Source organism: Paenibacillus sp. BIHB 4019 (assembly GCF_002741035.1).
In the GTDB taxonomy this organism is placed as follows: domain Bacteria; phylum Bacillota; class Bacilli; order Paenibacillales; family Paenibacillaceae; genus Pristimantibacillus.
The window spans coordinates 3,198,650-3,215,088 of sequence record NZ_CP016808.1; the positions used below are offsets into that span (position 1 = coordinate 3,198,650).

The 16,439-nt window shown below is 50.7% G+C and carries 13 protein-coding genes; 12 read left to right on the forward strand and 1 reads right to left on the reverse strand.

From position 1 onward, the window contains the following. The first annotated feature begins 272 nt into the window (after positions 1–272). From BBD42_RS13615 to BBD42_RS13640, 6 genes are all read left to right on the forward strand, one after another. Positions 273–1,103: an amidohydrolase family protein gene (locus BBD42_RS13615; RefSeq protein WP_099518576.1), complete on the forward strand. Its 831-nt coding sequence runs from the start codon at positions 273–275 to the stop codon at positions 1,101–1,103. After that, positions 1,100–2,614 (forward strand): tagaturonate reductase, encoded by a 1,515-nt coding sequence (locus tag BBD42_RS13620; RefSeq protein WP_099518577.1) that lies wholly within the window; start codon positions 1,100–1,102, stop codon positions 2,612–2,614. The genes BBD42_RS13615 and BBD42_RS13620 overlap by 4 nt, the downstream gene beginning before the upstream one ends. After that, positions 2,607–4,121, forward strand: coding sequence for a UxaA family hydrolase (locus BBD42_RS13625; RefSeq protein ID WP_099518578.1), 1,515 nt, complete (start codon positions 2,607–2,609; stop codon positions 4,119–4,121). Before BBD42_RS13620 ends, BBD42_RS13625 begins: the two co-directional genes overlap by 8 nt. A 14-nt stretch (positions 4,122–4,135) precedes the next feature. Then, complete coding sequence (locus tag BBD42_RS13630; RefSeq protein WP_099518579.1) at positions 4,136–5,101, forward strand: aldo/keto reductase; 966 nt, start codon at positions 4,136–4,138, stop codon at positions 5,099–5,101. Next, positions 5,101–6,147, forward strand: coding sequence for a zinc-binding alcohol dehydrogenase family protein (locus BBD42_RS13635; RefSeq protein ID WP_099518580.1), 1,047 nt, complete (start codon positions 5,101–5,103; stop codon positions 6,145–6,147). Before BBD42_RS13630 ends, BBD42_RS13635 begins: the two co-directional genes overlap by 1 nt. Positions 6,148–6,356: 209 nt before the next feature. Further along, positions 6,357–6,923, forward strand: coding sequence for a beta-class carbonic anhydrase (locus BBD42_RS13640; protein ID WP_056033885.1), 567 nt, complete (start codon positions 6,357–6,359; stop codon positions 6,921–6,923). 90 nt (positions 6,924–7,013) lie between these two features. Here the strand turns inward: BBD42_RS13640 and BBD42_RS13645 are convergent, their stop codons facing one another. Further along, positions 7,014–7,424: a VOC family protein gene (locus tag BBD42_RS13645; protein WP_099518581.1), complete on the reverse strand. Its 411-nt coding sequence runs from the start codon at positions 7,422–7,424 to the stop codon at positions 7,014–7,016. A 316-nt stretch (positions 7,425–7,740) separates the two neighbouring features. Between BBD42_RS13645 and BBD42_RS13650 the strand changes: the two genes are divergently transcribed. The 6 genes from BBD42_RS13650 (at position 7,741) to BBD42_RS13680 (ending at position 16,427) form a co-directional block, all read left to right on the forward strand. Continuing rightward, positions 7,741–9,066, forward strand: a complete 1,326-nt coding sequence (locus BBD42_RS13650; RefSeq protein ID WP_099518582.1) for an ABC transporter substrate-binding protein — start codon at positions 7,741–7,743, stop codon at positions 9,064–9,066. A gap of 553 nt (positions 9,067–9,619) precedes the next feature. After that, positions 9,620–10,468, forward strand: a complete 849-nt coding sequence (locus BBD42_RS13660) for a carbohydrate ABC transporter permease (protein WP_099518584.1) — start codon at positions 9,620–9,622, stop codon at positions 10,466–10,468. Beyond that, entirely contained in the window at positions 10,469–11,293 is an 825-nt protein-coding gene (locus tag BBD42_RS13665; protein ID WP_099518585.1) for a carbohydrate ABC transporter permease, read from the forward strand. A 232-nt stretch (positions 11,294–11,525) separates the two neighbouring features. Continuing rightward, positions 11,526–12,533 carry a LacI family DNA-binding transcriptional regulator gene (locus BBD42_RS13670; protein WP_099518586.1) on the forward strand — a complete coding sequence of 336 codons (1,008 nt, stop codon included), beginning with the start codon at positions 11,526–11,528 and terminating at the stop codon, positions 12,531–12,533. A 256-nt stretch (positions 12,534–12,789) separates the two neighbouring features. Beyond that, positions 12,790–14,487, forward strand: a complete 1,698-nt coding sequence (locus BBD42_RS13675) for a glycerol-3-phosphate dehydrogenase/oxidase (protein WP_099518587.1) — start codon at positions 12,790–12,792, stop codon at positions 14,485–14,487. Positions 14,488–14,849: 362 nt separating this feature from the next. Beyond that, a complete protein-coding gene (locus tag BBD42_RS13680) occupies positions 14,850–16,427 on the forward strand; it encodes a contractile injection system protein, VgrG/Pvc8 family (protein WP_172455491.1) in 1,578 nt (525 codons plus the stop codon). Positions 16,428–16,439: the final 12 nt, after the last annotated feature.

Consider the following 16,439-nt stretch of genomic DNA (forward strand, 5'->3'; position numbering starts at 1 on the left):
TCCAGCATAGCAAAAATCAAAATACAGTACAAATATGCAGGAATACGTTATTTTTAATATCATTATTGGCATTTATAATGAGATCAAAGGGATAGATAGCAGCGGGCGCAGGTTTTTGTTTTAGAGCAGCTGCTGCTATGAAAACGTTAACAATTATATGTTCATTTAAAAATATAGGAAAGTATATGATTTTGCTATCCTTTCTCTATATTTCTCGGACTGAAAGCCGTTTCACCTTGTGTGAAAATATCGTTTTATAGGGGGCAGCAACGATGAGGATTGATGCGCATCAGCATTATTGGGCAATTGAGCGGGGCGATTACGGCTGGATTACACCAGAGGTACCTGTGCTTTATCGCGATTTCGGACCAGAGCATTTGCAGGCAAGCCTGAATCGGCATGGCATTAGCTATACGATCGCAGTGCAAGCCGCTCCAACGCTGGCTGAGACCGATTATTTACTCGCGTTGAGCGACCGCACGGAGTCGATTGCGGGAGTTGTCGGTTATCTCGACCTGTTCGATCCCGAGCATCTAAGCCATTTCGAACATTTTGAACGTCATCAGCGGTTCGTGGGGTTCCGCGTGATGATTCAAGAGCTGCAGGATGCGGGTGTGATTTTGCAACAGACGTTTGTTGAGGCGCTGAAGGAGTATGAGCAGCGGGATACGCCGATTGATCTGCTCCTCACCTCGCATCAGCTCGATTCGCTCGTTCAGCTTATGAAGCAGGTGCCGAATTTGCGCGGTGTTATCGATCATTTGGCGAAGCCGCGGATTGCGGCGGGCGAGCTTGAGCCTTGGCGCAGCCAGCTGACGGAGCTGGCACGTTATCCGAAGCTGTATTGCAAGCTGTCGGGAATGGTCACAGAGGCAAGCCACGAGAGCTGGCGGCCGGAGCATTTTATCGCCTATATTCGCCATGTGCTGGAGGTTTTTGGCCCGGACCGGGTCATGTTCGGCAGTGATTGGCCGGTGTGCCTGCTGGCGGCGGGCTATGATGAAGTTGTGGATGTGCTGGAGCAGGCGCTGCCAGCCTCTTGGGGAGATGCGGAGCGCAGCAAGCTGTTCGGACTAAATGCAAAGGAGTTTTATAAACTATGAGCCAGTTAAATAAGTCGCTTCTGGGACAGGAAGACCGCGAACGGTACGAGGCGGTTCAAGCAGGGAAAATAACGGTGCTGCAAATCGGCGAAGGCAACTTTTTGCGCGGCTTTGCCGATTGGATGCTGCAGGAATGCCATAAGCAGGGGCTGTTCAGCGGTGGAGTCGCGGTGACGCAGCCGCGTCCGGGCGGCAAGCCGAAAATTGACGCTTTGGCCAAGCAGGACGGCCTTTATACGCTGGTCATTCGCGGATTGGAAAATGGCGCGGCTGTCCAGCGCAAGGAAGTCGTCACCGTATTTGCGAAAGCATTCGATCCTTATTCGGAGTGGGAAGCGCTGGTGCAGCTTGCGGAAAGCAAGGATTTGCGTTTCGTCGTTTCCAACACGACAGAAGCTGGACTTGCCTACAGGCCGGAGCCGCTGCAGGAAGGCCAGCCGGTTCAGTCTTACCCGGGCAAGCTTGCTTATTTGCTGTATCGCCGTTTTCTCGCCTTCGAAGGCGCTGCGGACAGCGGCTTGATCTGCCTGCCTTGCGAGCTGCTGGAGCGCAATGGCGACGAGCTGAAAGCTTGCGTCCTGCGCTATAGCGAGGATTGGGGCTTTCCGCAGGCGTTCAAGGAATGGGTGGAGCAGGACAATCGCTTCTTGAACTCGCTTGTAGACCGAATCGTGACGGGCTATCCTGATGAGCAGCAGGCGCAGCAATGGTTTGAGGAGTGGGGCTATGAGGACCCGATGCTGACGACAGCGGAGCCGTACCATTTTTGGGCGATTGAAGCGGAGCCGGAGCTGGATGAGCAGCTGCCGCTGCGCCGGGCAGGACTGAACGTGCATTTTGTAGAGGATTTAAAGCCGTTTCAGCTGCGGAAGGTACGGATACTGAATGGCGCTCACACGCTGATGACGCCGCTTGCGCTCGTCCATGGTCTGGAGCAGGTGCGCGAGGTGATGGAGCATGCGGAGTTTGGCCCCTACGTTCGCGATGCAGTCGAACAAGAGATCATTCCTGCGCTGCCGCTGCCCGAGGGCGAGCTTAAGGATTATGCCGCTGCGGTGTATGAGCGGTTTCTCAATCCGTTCATTCGCCACCGGCTTGCCGATATTGCGATGAACAGCATTAGCAAGTTCAAGGTCAGGCTGCTGCCATCGCTGCTGGATTATGCAGATCGCGGTCAGCCAGTGCCAGCACGCCTGGTGCGCGCTTTTGCCGGATTGCTGCGCTACTATAAAGTAGAGAGCGATGGATCAGGCGCATACACAGGTACGGATTTGCTCGGCACCGTCTATACGGTGCGCGACGATGCAGGAGCACTAGCGGCGCTTGCAGCGGCGTGGGCTTCGGAAGGAACGGCTCAAGGTGCAGAAGCAGCGGCGGGCTCGGCACAAGCGCAAGCAGAGCGGCTGCTGGCCCTGAGCGAGCTATGGGGACGCGACTTGCAGGCAGTGCCAGGCTTGGCGGAAGCGGTAGCTTCACAATTAGAGGAACTGGAGCGTGGTGCGCATGAATAACTGGGTTCGGCTTAATGAGAAGGATCAGGTCGTTATTGCGCTTACGCCGCTTTCCCAAGGGGATAAGCTGGCACTTGAAAATGGCAGGGAGCTGGAACTGCTCGAAGACGTGCCGAAAGGGCATAAAATCGCCTCTACTCCAATTCCGCAGGATGCACATGTACTCAAGTTTGGTTATTCCATCGGCATCGCCAAGTCGGATATTCCAGCAGGCAGCTGGGTGCATACGCATAATATTGGAACCGGACTGAAAGGCTTTCTGGAATATTCGTATGATCCGGCAAAAGGCCGCGAGGAATCGGCAGCGCCAGCTGCGAGCTCGGCGAATCGTGCGAACCAGACGTTTCAAGGCTATGTGCGGGATGGCGGCGAGGTCGGCATTCGCAATGAGATCTGGATTATTAATACGGTCGGCTGCATTAACAAAACCTGTGAAATCGTAGCGCGGCGGGCTGATGCGATGTATGCGGGGCGCGTCGATGGCGTTTATCATTTTGCCCATCCGTTTGGCTGCTCGCAGCTTGGCGATGATCTGCAGCACACGCAGAAGCTGCTTGCTTCGCTTGTGAATCATCCGAATGCGGCAGGCGTGCTCGTAATGGGGCTCGGCTGTGAAAATAACCAGATCGACCTGTTTAAGCAGGCGATTGGCGACTACAATCCGGAGCGCGTCAAGTTTATTAAATCGCAGGAGGTTGAAGATGAGCTGGAGGCTGCGCTTGAGGAAATCGACGCTCTCGTCGAATTCGCAGAGCGCTTCAAGCGGGAGCCGGTGCCGGTCGCGAAGCTCAAGCTGGGGCTCAAATGCGGCGGCTCAGACGGCTTGTCCGGCATTACGGCGAACCCGCTTGTCGGAACGGTATCCGATCGCTTGATTGAAGCGGGCGGAACGGCGATTTTGACCGAGGTGCCGGAAATGTTTGGTGCGGAAACGATATTAATGAATCGCGCAGACAATGAACAGGTATTTGGTAAAATCGTCCATTTAATTAACGACTTCAAGCAATATTTTATCCGTCATGATCAGGAAATTTATGAAAACCCTTCGCCGGGCAACAAGGCTGGCGGCATCAGTACGCTGGAGGAGAAGTCGCTTGGCTGTACGCAAAAGGGCGGTCACGCGCTGGTCAAGGACGTTGTGCCTTACGGCGAGCGGATTTCGCATACAGGCTTGAATTTGCTTGAAGCGCCGGGCAATGATCTCGTATCGGTAACGGCTTTGTCTGCGGGCGGCGCGCATATCGTTCTGTTTACGACAGGTCGGGGAACGCCGTTCGGCGGCCCGGTTCCGACAGTGAAGATTGCAACGAACAGCGAGCTGGCGGGACGCAAAAAGAACTGGATCGATTTCAACGCAGGACAGCTGCTCGAAGGCAAGACGATGAATGAGCTGACCGATGAGCTGTGGGATCAGCTGCTGGCGCTCGCTTCAGGCGAAGCGAAGACGAATAATGAACGCAATGGCTTTAAGGAAATTGCGATTTTCAAAGACGGCGTTATTTTGTAATCGGAGGGAAAACGATGAAATATCGCAAATTAGGCAAAACCGGACTGGATGTATCAGTACTCAGCTTCGGCGCATCTTCCCTCGGTTCCGTATTCCGGGAGACGAATGAGGAAGAGGCGATTCGTACCGTTCACAGCGCTTTGGATGCGGGCATCAACTATATCGACGTTTCGCCGTATTACGGACTGACGAAGGCGGAGACGGTGCTCGGCAAGGCGATTAAGGAGCTGCCGCGAGACCAGTTTCTGCTCTCGACTAAAGCAGGCCGATACGGCGTGGACAGCTTCGATTTTTCCGAAAGCCGGATTATTAGCTCTCTTGAAGAAAGCTTGCAGCGGCTCAATACGGACTACGTAGATTTTATGTTCCTTCACGATATTGAGTTTGTTTCGCCTGAGCATGCGGCACAGGGCATTCCGGCGCTGCAAAAGCTCAAGGAGCAGGGCAAAATCCGCCACTACGGCATTTCCGGCTTGCCGCTGCAGCTATTCGAGAAATGGCTGCCGCATACGGAAGTCGATGTCATTTTATCCTATTGCCATTATTCATTAAATGATACATCGCTGCTTGGCCTGCTGCCGCTCATTGAGCAGCATAATGTCGGCTTGGTTAGCGCATCACCGTTGTCGATGGGTCTGCTTGGCACAAGAGGCACGCCTGATTGGCATCCGGCGAGCGCCGGGCTGAAGGCCGCCTGTCTGCGTGCTGCCGAGCATTGTGCAGCGCAAGGTACCGATATTGCGAAGCTGGCGATGCAGTTTGCAGTAGCGAATGAGCAAATTCCGACGACGCTGGTCAGTACAGCGAATCCAGAAAATATCCGCCGCAACGCGGCATGGATAGAGGAGCCTATGGACGAGAGGCTGCTTAAGGAAGTGCTTGAATTGCTGGCGCCCGTTGCCAATGAAAGCTGGATCAGCGGCTTGCCGGAATATAATGAGCAAATCAGCGGCGGAGCCAGGCAAAGGAGCGCAACATGATGAAAGCGATTGTGTGCGAGCAGCCGGACAGCCTCAAGCTGACGGAGCAGGAGCAGCCTGCTTTTGGCGGCGGCAGCGGTGAAGATACATTCGCGGCTGGCCCAGAGGATGCTATTATTCGCATTCGCCGCATTGGCATTTGCGGGACAGATATGCATGCCTACAAAGGCAATCAGCCTTTCTTTCAATATCCTCGTGTTCTCGGACATGAGCTGGCGGCTATTGTAGAAGAGGTTGGCGAAAATGTAGCCGGACTTGTGCCAGGCGATCAAGTCAGTGTCATTCCGTATATGCACTGCGGTACTTGCATCGCATGCAGGCGCGGCAAAACAAATTGCTGCACCGCCATGCAGGTGCTGGGCGTACATCGGGACGGCGGCATGCGCGAGCTTATTGCGGTTCCCGCTACCCATCTGATTAAGACGGATGGCTTGACGCTGGACGCGGCGGCGATGCTGGAGCCGCTTAGCATCGGCGCCCATGCTGTGCGCCGTGCGGAGCTGGAAGCGGGCGAGACTGTGCTCGTCATCGGAGCAGGGCCGATCGGCCTTGGCGTCATGGCGTTTGCCAAGCACCGGGGAGCGCGTGTTATTGCGATGGATATTAATGAGGAGCGGCTTGCTTTTTGCAAGGATTGGGCTGGTGTGGATGAAACGGTTCATGCCTTGCAGCAGCCGAAAGAGCGGATCGCTGAGCTGACAGAGGGAGAATATCCAACCGTCGTATTTGACGCAACGGGCAATGCCCGTTCGATGACGGATGCCTTCGGCCTGACAGCGCATGGCGGCAAGCTGGTCTATGTTGGACTCGTGAAGGCGGATATTGCCTTTCATGATCCCGAGTTTCACAAACGCGAGCTGACGCTGATGGGAAGCCGCAATGCAACGCGTGAGGATTTCGATATCGTCATTGAAGCGGTATCCAGCGGCAGCGTTAACGTAGACCGATTAATTACGCATCGCTCGTCCTTTGAAGGCATGCTTGATGTATTCGACGAGTGGCTGAAGCCGGAGTCGAAGGTCATTAAAGCGGTAGTCGAACTGTAACCTAATGTTGCTATTGCTCATCATGTACGAATTATGCTAAAGTAAGTTTAGCTTTTCTGATCCTGTGTGAGCTAAGCTTACGTAGATGGCATCGGCTGTGCAGGAAGGATAATGAAGGGAGAGCTGCGGCTCTTCTTTTTTTATATAGGGACAGGCTTTTATTCATGAGATAAAGGGCTGTCTGGCAATAGCAGAGGGGGAAATGAAGGATGAGTATTGTAAATGATTTATTGTCATATAATGAGAAATTTGTTGAGGAAAAACGTTATGAACAGTTTCTGACCGACAAGTTCCCAGCGAAAAAGCTGGCGATTTTGACGTGTATGGATACCCGTCTTGTTGAGCTGCTGCCGCAAGCGCTGAATTTGCGCAATGGCGATGCCAAAATCATTAAAAACGCCGGCGCGATTTTGACTCAGCCGTTCGGTAGTGCGATGCGCAGTATTTTGGTCGCTGTCTATGAGCTGGGCGTAGAAGAAGTGCTCGTTATTGGGCACCACGGCTGTGGCATGAACAATTTGGATACGCAGGGCATGGTCAATAAATTCAAGGAAAACGGCATTTCCGAAGTCGTTATCGAGACGCTTGAGAGCTCCGGCATTAAGATGGACCGTTTCTTGAAGGGGTTTGATAAGGTAGAGGAAGGCGTCATGGACAGTATCGGCATTATTCGCAACCATCCGCTGATGCCTGCGCATATTCCTGTGCATGGCTTCGTTATTGATCCAGAGACAGGACGCCTCGATTTGGTGGATGAAGGATATAAGAAGGAATAATATATTTAAAAAATAACAAAAAAACAAGCCCCTTGCGCATGAATCGCGAGGGGCTTGTTTTTTGTATGCTTAAGTTAGGTGTGCGTGGGGTTAAGCTTGACTCGTCTTCGCAGCCGTCGTAATCATCCACGGAATGCCGAATTTATCTTCCAGCTGCCCGAACAGCGAACCCCAAAATTCCGGGCTCAGCTCTTTTTTCACCGTTCCGCCCTCTGACAGCTTACTGAAAGCCTCATGAGCTTCCGCTTCGCCTTCGAACTCCAAGCTTAGATTAATGGCGCTTCCATGAGTCAGCTTCTGGTACACAGCATCGCATAACATGAAATGAACACCAGCGGCCTTCATCTCAAGATGAAGAATTCTGTCCTTTGCATCCTCTTGCGTATTCGGCAAATCCCCGAATTTCATAATGGAGATGATTTCCCCTCTAAGCGCCTGAATATAAAAATCAGCCTGTGCTTTAGCATCCTCCGAGAAAAAATAAGCAGTGAGCTTCGCCATTGTTCAGCTTCCTTCCCATTATGAAATGTATAGACTTGTACCTTGTTTAGTATAGCCTATTTTTCGGAAATATCTTTATTTTTGATTGTTTTGGGCGCGATAAATGTGTAAACGAGGTAAATAACCAATAAAAACAAGTTAAAAAACAAGTAAAATTTTAAGTTGACTTTAAGTAAAAATCATAATAGAATTTTACTCAGGCAATGCAAGCGTTTTCAAAAAATAGAAAGCTTGCCTCAGAACGGCATGCTGCAAGCAGCAGCCATTTCGTTTATGCACAGAAATACAGTCATATCATTATGAGGGGGAATTTCACATGAACAAATCTTTCAAATCAGTTATCACTTTACTGCTGTTAACGGTCGTGCTGGCAGCATGCGGCAGCAATAACAGCGGAACAGGTACTACAAGCAATGCAAGTCCTGAAAGCGCTAACAACGGAGAGAAAGTGAAATTGACGGCTTGGGCTTGGAACGTAAACGTTGGTGCGTTAAATGAAGCGATTACGGCTTATCAGCAGGATCATCCGAATGTAGCGCTAGAGGTTCAAGACATTGGGCGCCTTGATGTATATGACAAACTGTCCACGGGTCTAGCTGCAGGCGGCGCTGGCCTCCCTGATATCGTGCTTGTGGAGGATGACAGGCTGCAAGGATATCTCGACGCTTTCCCTAAGGGCTTCGTGAACCTTTCGGAGAAAGGCTTTGATGCCAAGCTTTCCGAGTTTCCGACGTTCAAACAAGAGCTGACGAAAAAAGATGGCGTAAGCTATGCCTTTCCTTTCGATGCAGGCCCAACTGGCGTATTCTACCGCACGGATTTGTTTGAGCAAGCAGGCGTTGATGCTTCCAAGATTGAGACTTGGGATGACTACCTCGCAGCAGGCAAGCTGATTAAAGAAAAAACAGGTGCGCAGCTGTTCCCTGTAGATAAATTTAAAGATGATGCAACGCTTCGTATTATGCTCAATGAGCAAGGCGCGTTCTACTTTGACAAAGATGGCAAAATCGACTTTAACAACCCGAAATACGTGAAAGCGCTGGAAACATTGAAAAAATTCGATGAGGCTGGCCTAATCAAAGACGTTAACGGCTGGGATGGCACCGTTTCTGCAACGGTTGACGGCACGATCGCTTCCATTGCATTTGGCGCATGGTACACAGGCACAATTACTGACCAAGCGAAGGATTTGAGCGGCAAATGGGGCGTATTCCAAGTTCCGGCCTTTGAAAAAGGGGGCAACCGCGCAGCTAACCTTGGCGGCAGCAGTTGGGCTTTGACTTCCACAAGCAAAAATGTAGATGCCGCTTTCAGCTTCATGGAATATTTTTCAACATCGCCAGACGTTCAAAAAGTAGCTATGGAAAAATACGGCTTGTTCCCATCGCTGACGAGCGTTTATAACGAAGATATTTTTACAACGGGCGTTGAGTTTTTCAGCAATCAAAACATCTGGATGCTGTTCGCGCAAGAAATGAATGCGGTACCGACACCTTACTACACGAAAGATTATTCCGTTGCTCTTGATGAATCGGTGAAAGCACAATCCGACGTATTCAACGGCAAAGCTGCGGCTGATGCATTGAAGGAAGCGGCAGCACGCCTGAAGGACCGCACAAGCCGCGAAGTAAACGGCGGTTAATTGATCCTCGGCTCCTAGCCTGTTGTATAACCAGGTTTAACCAACCTGCATATGAAGAACCGAATAAGCGAAAAAAGCAGTCCGATAAGAGATCCAGCGCTTACGCCTGGATCTCTTGTTCCCTTCTGCTCTTCTGCTCTTCTGCCCTTCTGCTCTTCTGCTCTTCTGCCCTTCTGCTCTATGCTCTTGTGCTCTTGTTCTCGTATGCTCTTGTTCTCGTATGTTCTTGTTCTCTTATGTTTTTATTCCCTTATGTCTTTATCTCTTTATGTCCTTATTTACTTAATCTTTTGTATTAAAAATTGAAAAAACAGGAGGTTATCCCCTGTTTTTCAACGGCCTATAAAAATGAAATCTACGGTGAAAGTCGGAGCGGAGTGAAAAGCTTGAGCTGGAGAAGCGGCAGCGTTCGCTTTTACCCTTGAATTTCCCTCTTGGGGAAACAAATTCGAAGAAATTCAAGGGTAATGGCGATCGGAAGCCAAGCTTTTCACGCAGCGCAGACTCTTTCTCACCGTAGATTCATAAATCCAACTTAGAAAGAAGGGTGAATATGAGAACAAAAGCGTTTGTTCCGTATTTGTTTCTTACCCCGGCACTCGTGCTATTCGCCATATTTATGGGCTATCCAATCCTTTATTCGCTGACGCTGAGCTTCCAGACCAGCCAAGGCGGAGAACTCGTATTCACTGGTCTCGACAATTACGCTAAGCTGTTCAGCGATAAAATATTTGGCAAAGCGTTGTTAAACACGTTTATTATTTTGATCATCCAAGTGCCGCTCATGCTGTTCGCTTCCTTGCTGCTCGCGACGCTGCTGAATTCCCTTAAGCGCTTTAAGGCGCTGTTCAGAGTCGCTTTTTTCATGCCGGCTGTAACGTCGCTCATTGCGGCATCGATTATTTTTTCAATTATGTTAATGAATGACGGGATTTTGAATCAGCTGCTCGGGGCAGTGGGCATTGATCCGATACCGTGGCTGTCCCATCCTGTATGGGCGAAAGTATCGCTTATTATCGCGATGACCTGGAGATGGACGGGTTACAATATGGTCATTTATTTGGCCGGCTTGCAAAACGTATCGGAATCTCTCTATGAAGCGGCAAGCATCGACGGGGCAACCCGCGTCCGCCAATTTTTCAACATTACGATTCCGCAGCTGAAGCCGATCATATTGTTCACGGCGATTTTGTCCACGATTGGTACGCTGCAATTGTTCGAGGAGCCTTATACGTTGACCAAGGGCGGTCCAAGCGATGCGACGATTACGATCGGCATGTATTTGTACCAGACGGGCTTCCGCTATTTCAACTTCGGTTATGCTTCAACGCTAGCGTATGTCATCGTTATTTTGATCGGCATTCTCAGCTACATTCAATTTAAAGTAACGGGGGATGAGTAAATGGTAGCCAAACGTGTACGCGTCTCTATAACAACTCTGATTTTGCTAATTGGCTCCTTTATCTCCCTATTCCCTTTCTATTGGGCGATTATTGGAGGAACGAACGAGAGCGGTAAAATTTTCGCCAAACCGCCTGTGCTCCTGCCAGGAAACCACTTGTTCGAAAACATCCGGAATTTGAATGATTCCATCGGCATTGGCCGGGTGATGTTCAATTCCTTGTTTGTTACAATCGTTTATACGGTGCTGGCGCTTATCGTCTCGACGATGGCGGGATACGTGTTCGCGAAGTTTAATTTTAAAGGAAAAACGCTCATTTTCGGCGTATTTCTGCTGTCGATGATGATTCCTTACCATGCTATTGTCATTCCAGTGTTTAAAATGATGGCGGCCTGGGGCTGGCTGGGTACCTATAAGGCCTTGATTTTGCCCAACATTGCTTATCCATTCGCGATTTTCCTCATGCGCCAGAACATGATGGCCGTGCCTAACGCCATGATGGAAGCGGGGCGGATTGACGGCGTAAGCGAGTGGGGATTGTTTACTAAAATTATTTTGCCATCCTCCAAGCCTGCGCTTGCGGCGACCGCTATTTATTTGTTCATGTACCAGTGGAACAACTTCCTCTGGCCGCTCATTTCCGCGACTTCAGAGGATATGTATACGATGCCTGTCGCGCTGTCGAGCATGTTCGGCTTATCGCGCATTGATTACGGCCAAGTTATGGCGGGGGTTACGCTTGCGACCTTCCCGATTATTCTTTTTTTCCTTCTGCTGCAAAAATATTTCATTCAAGGGATGCTCGGAAGCTCCGTCAAGGAATAAACCGCCTGAGCAGAATTTCCGTAAGGAGGAACTTATTAGGTTGGTCGGGGTAGACTATTTTATTGAGGATTGGCCCGAGGAGCAAATGGAGCAAATCAAGTTTTTTCGCGGACATGACCTGTGTCCATATGCTAGTATTGTAATAAATCCCTGTTAGTTAGGTGGCGGTAAAGCCTGATGGTGCAGCGGATGTACATTCACTGGATCTTGGGGCAGGAAAGGGTATGATGAAGTGGCAACAATTAAAGATATTGCGCAGCTGGCGAGCGTCTCAATCGCAACGGTATCGCGGGTATTGAATTATGACCCGTCACTGTCGGTTGGAGACGATACACGCAAGCGGATTTTTGAAATTGCGCAGCAGCTGAACTATAAAACGCTGCGCGAGCGCAATGGCACAGCAGCGAAAGAAATGACACGAATCGGCATCGTGAACTGGTATTCCGATCAGGAAGAGATGCTTGATCCTTATTATATGGCGGTGCGGCTCGGCGTGGAGCGGGAATGCTTTCAGCGCCAGATGGAAGTCGTCAAGCTGTTCCGGCAGGAGCGTTCGTATTATAACGAATGGGTCGGCGAATTGGACGGCATGATAGCGATTGGACGTTTTGAGAAGGAAGACCTCGACATGTTCCCCGCTTCTATGGACAAAATCGTATTCGTCGACTCATCGCCGGATGATCAGCGCTTTGACTCGGTCATTATTGATTTGCGCAAATCGGTCACTGAGGTGCTGGATTATCTTGTCCATTTGGGCCATCAGCGAATCGGATACATTGGCGGGCATAATATCGTTAATAATAAGCGGGTACGCGATGAACGCGAAGTGACGCTGCGGGACTATTTGAAAAACAAAGACATTTTTCATCCCCAATTTATTTTCACCGGTGAAAATTTGTTTTCCGAGGATGGTTATGTGCAGATGTCCCGTGCGATTGAGAGCGGGGAGCTGCCGTCAGCCTTTTTTATCGAAAATGATTCCATGGCCGTTGGCGCTTTGCGTGCCCTGCATGAGGCGGGAATTGAGGTGCCGGGCGCGGTGTCGCTCGTCGGCTTCAATGATATTCCGATCTCGGAATTTGTCCAGCCGCCGCTGACGACGGTCAAGGTGCATATGGAATATATGGGCGAGACAGCGGTGGAGCTGCTCGCGGAACGCTTGACCACGAAGCGGTCGATTCCGAAAAAGGTTGTGATTCCGACGGCTTTGACGATTAGGAGCAGCTGCTCGGACGTATAATAACAGAGTGAAAAAGGCTCATCGCTGCATGAATGGTTGGGCTTCCCTTGCGGTTCCCCCTCTTCAGCCTGTTTACGAGCAGGCCCCGTTATGATATAATGTGGGCATAAGTTAATATTCGGTCGGAGAAACGGAGACACCGCAGAAACCTTTTGCATTGCGCTAGATGTTGCGCAGCTTAAGGTGTTTGCGGTTTTTTCGTTTTCTTTTTTTTCAGGATATTGCATAAGGACTAGCTGAAAAGGTGGAATAGACGATGAGCAAACAGACAGGATCGGCAGAACAAGGTGCTTTTAGCGCATTAAATAGGGAACAGCTTTATCGCAGTTTAGGCGAGGAAACCTTCGATTTGCTCGTTATCGGCGGCGGCATTACGGGAGCAGGCATTGCGCTTGATGCCCAGACGCGCGGTATCAAGACAGCGCTTGTAGATATGCAGGATTTTGCGGCAGGAACATCGAGCCGTTCGACGAAGCTTGTTCACGGCGGTCTGCGTTATTTGAAGCAGCTGGAAATCGGCGTCGTAGCGGAAGTTGGCAAAGAGCGCGCGATTGTATATGAGAACGGGCCGCATGTGACGACGCCCGAGTGGATGCTGCTGCCTTTTTATACAGGCGGCACCTTCGGCAAATTTTCGACCTCGCTCGGCCTGCGCGTCTATGATTTTCTGGCTGGCGTTAAACGCGGCGAGCGCCGCAAAATGTTCAGCGTAGACGAGACGATGAGCAGAGAGCCGCTGCTGAAGCGCGAGGGCATGAAGGGCGGCGGCTATTATGTGGAATACCGCACCGATGATGCGCGTCTGACGATTGAAGTGATGAAGAAGGCTGTAGATATGGGCGCTTTGGCGATCCCTTATGTGAAGGTGGAATCGTTCATTTATGAGGATGGCAGAGTTGTTGGCGCTAATGTGCGCGATCTGCTGTCGGGAGCCGAGAGCAAGGTGCGTGCCGTTAAAGTTGTCAATGCGACAGGCCCATGGGTCGATACGCTGCGTGAGCAGGATGGCTCGAAGCAGGGCAAAACGGTTCATTTGACTAAAGGCGTGCATTTGGTATTTGACCAATCGCGTTTCCCGCTGCACCAAGCGGTGTATTTCGATACGCCAGACGGACGTATGGTGTTCGCCATTCCGCGTGACGGCAAAACGTATATTGGCACGACCGATACGAACTATAAGGCAGATAAGGCGCATCCGCGCATGACGAAGCAGGATCTGGACTATATTTTGCAGGCAGCGAATTTCATGTTCCCTTCGATCAAGCTGAAAGACTCCGACGTGGAATCGAGCTGGGCAGGCCTCCGTCCGCTCATTCACCAAGAAGGCAAAGACCCTTCGGAAATTTCGCGTAAGGATGAGGTATTCGTTGCAGGGTCTGGACTGATCTCGATTGCAGGCGGCAAGCTGACGGGCTATCGCAAAATGGCGGAAAGCGTCGTGAACACGGTAAGCACGCAGCTCACAGCGGAAGGCCGCAGCGGCATTCGCCCAAGCGGCACGAAAAATCTGCCATTGTCGGGCGGCGACTTCGGCGGCTCCTCCCATTTCCCAGCCTTCGTTGCCAAGAAAACGGAGGAAGGCGTTCGTGCGGGGCTGTCTCGTGCAGAGGCTGAGCGGCTTGCCCGCCATTTTGGCACCAATGTGGACCGAGTCATTGGCCTTATCCCGCAATACAAGGACCAGGCAGCAGCTAGCGGCCAAGAGCTTCCGCTCAGCCTGCGCATTGAGCTGATGTACGCTCTGGAATATGAGCTGACGACGAAGCCGGCGGATTTCTGGATTCGCCGTACAGGCAATCTGCTGTTTGACCGCGCTCGCGTTCTGCAGTGGAAGGAAGCGGTGCATGCCGAGATGGCCGCACTGTTCGGCTGGTCGGAAGAGACGAGTGCAGCTTATGCTGCCGAGCTGGAGCAGGAGCTGCATTATGCAGTGACGCCAGTGGAGCAGGAATAGGAACTAGCAGTAGTAGAAGTAGCAAAATTGAAGCGAATGAACTTCACAATAATAGCAATATAGCGGTAATATAGCGGCAAAACAGGCAACAGCCAGTGTGTGCACAAGCTGCGTCCGCCTGCTAAATAAGCTTCCTTTATACACCATTCGTGTATGAAGGGAGCTTATTTTTTTGATGCCTTTTTATTGAAATTAAGGTTGTTCTATTAATAAACGAACTTATAAAGTCGATATATATTTTATTATTATAGTATAAGTATGTAAATTAGTCCTGTTATATATCATTTAGACTGTAACAATATTCCCTGTACTATAACTTTATGGTACAGCTGGAGCGTAAGGATATTGAAGGAGATGACATAATGGCCTTATTTTCAGTTAGCTATGAAGAATTGCGAATCCTTCCTTTTGACATGAGATTGCATCATGTGCTGCTCGTCAAGAAAGTTCATGATCACGCCAAATTGACGTTTACGGGCATTATTCCGGAGGAAAAGGAAGATTATTATGTTCGCATGGCGGATGATCAAACCCCTATCGAGCTTCTTTATACCGAAAAAAGCGGGAGGCAGCATCGGCTGTTTCATGGCATGATCATGAAGCTCCACGTTCGTGTAGAAAACCACGTTTATTGGCTGGAGGCGGAAGCCGTGTCGCATACACATGCGATGGATCTCAAGCCGCAAACCCGCTCCTTCCAAAACCAAGCGATGCTCCTCCCCGATCTCATGCAGCAAATCAGCAGCTATTACCCCAAAGGACAAACGTTCAATACGTTCGATGAAAATAAAAAGCTTGGTGCCTATACGCTGCAATATCAGGAAACCGACTGGCAGTTTTTGAAGCGTCTCGCTTCCCGCTATCATTCGGTGCTTGTTCCGGTCACAACCGAGGACTGCATCCGCGTTTATATAGGCATTCCAGACAATCGGGATGCTGGCAAGATAGAGGCGACACATTACCGGATGTTCAAGGACTTGGTTGCTTATAAACAGGAAGCAGCAATGGAGAAGTCCGGCCTTAGCGAGCAGGATTACATTTGCTACGAAATTGTGCTGAACAATCGGGTGCTTGAGCTGGGCGATAAAGTGACGTTCAAAGGGCATAAGCTTCATGTATTCGAGGCGCGGACGGAAATGCAGCAGGGGCTGCTCACCCACAGGTATACGCTTTGCCTGAAGAGCGCGGCTTATCGCCGCAAGCGGCATAATGCCAAGCTGATTGGCGCGTCGATTTCGGGGAAAGTGATGGAGGTTGTGCGCGACGAGGTAAAGGTGCAGCTGGATTACGATCAGAACTGGAGCCTCGCCATCGCCAGCCCATTCCCTTATTCCACAATGTACGCGTCGGACGATCAGACCGGCTGGTATTGTATGCCGGAGAAGGGCGACAGCGTGCGGATTTATTTTCCGAATGCGAAGGAAGCCGAAGGGATTGCGCTTAGCTCGGTGCGGAAGAAGGTGCCGGAGGAAGCGATGAGTGTTGGGGCACAGACAGGTTCAGGAAACGGCGGCGCATCCGCATCGGCTGGATCAACAGGCGGACAAAGCCAAAATGTAACGACGACGGTTGTCCAGCAGGAGCAGCTGCAGCCGGTCATTAACTACGATAAGGATTTGAAGGACGATTTAATGGCGAATCCGAATACGAAGTTTTTGCTGACGCCAACAGGGCAAAAGATCACGTTCGAGGAAGATAAAATCACCATCACGGGCGCGACCGGAGGTGCCACGATTACGCTGACAAGCGCAGGCACGATCATTTTGAACTGTGAAAATAAAATTATGCTGCAAGCGAGCAAGCAGATTGAGATGGTCGGCGAATCGATCATGATGGTGGCGAACCAAATCGAAATGTCCACGAAGGACGGCAACGGGGGAATTACGATTGACCAAGGCCAGGTCGTCATTAAAGGGATTGAAGTGCTGATGAATCAGTAGGCAATGAACACC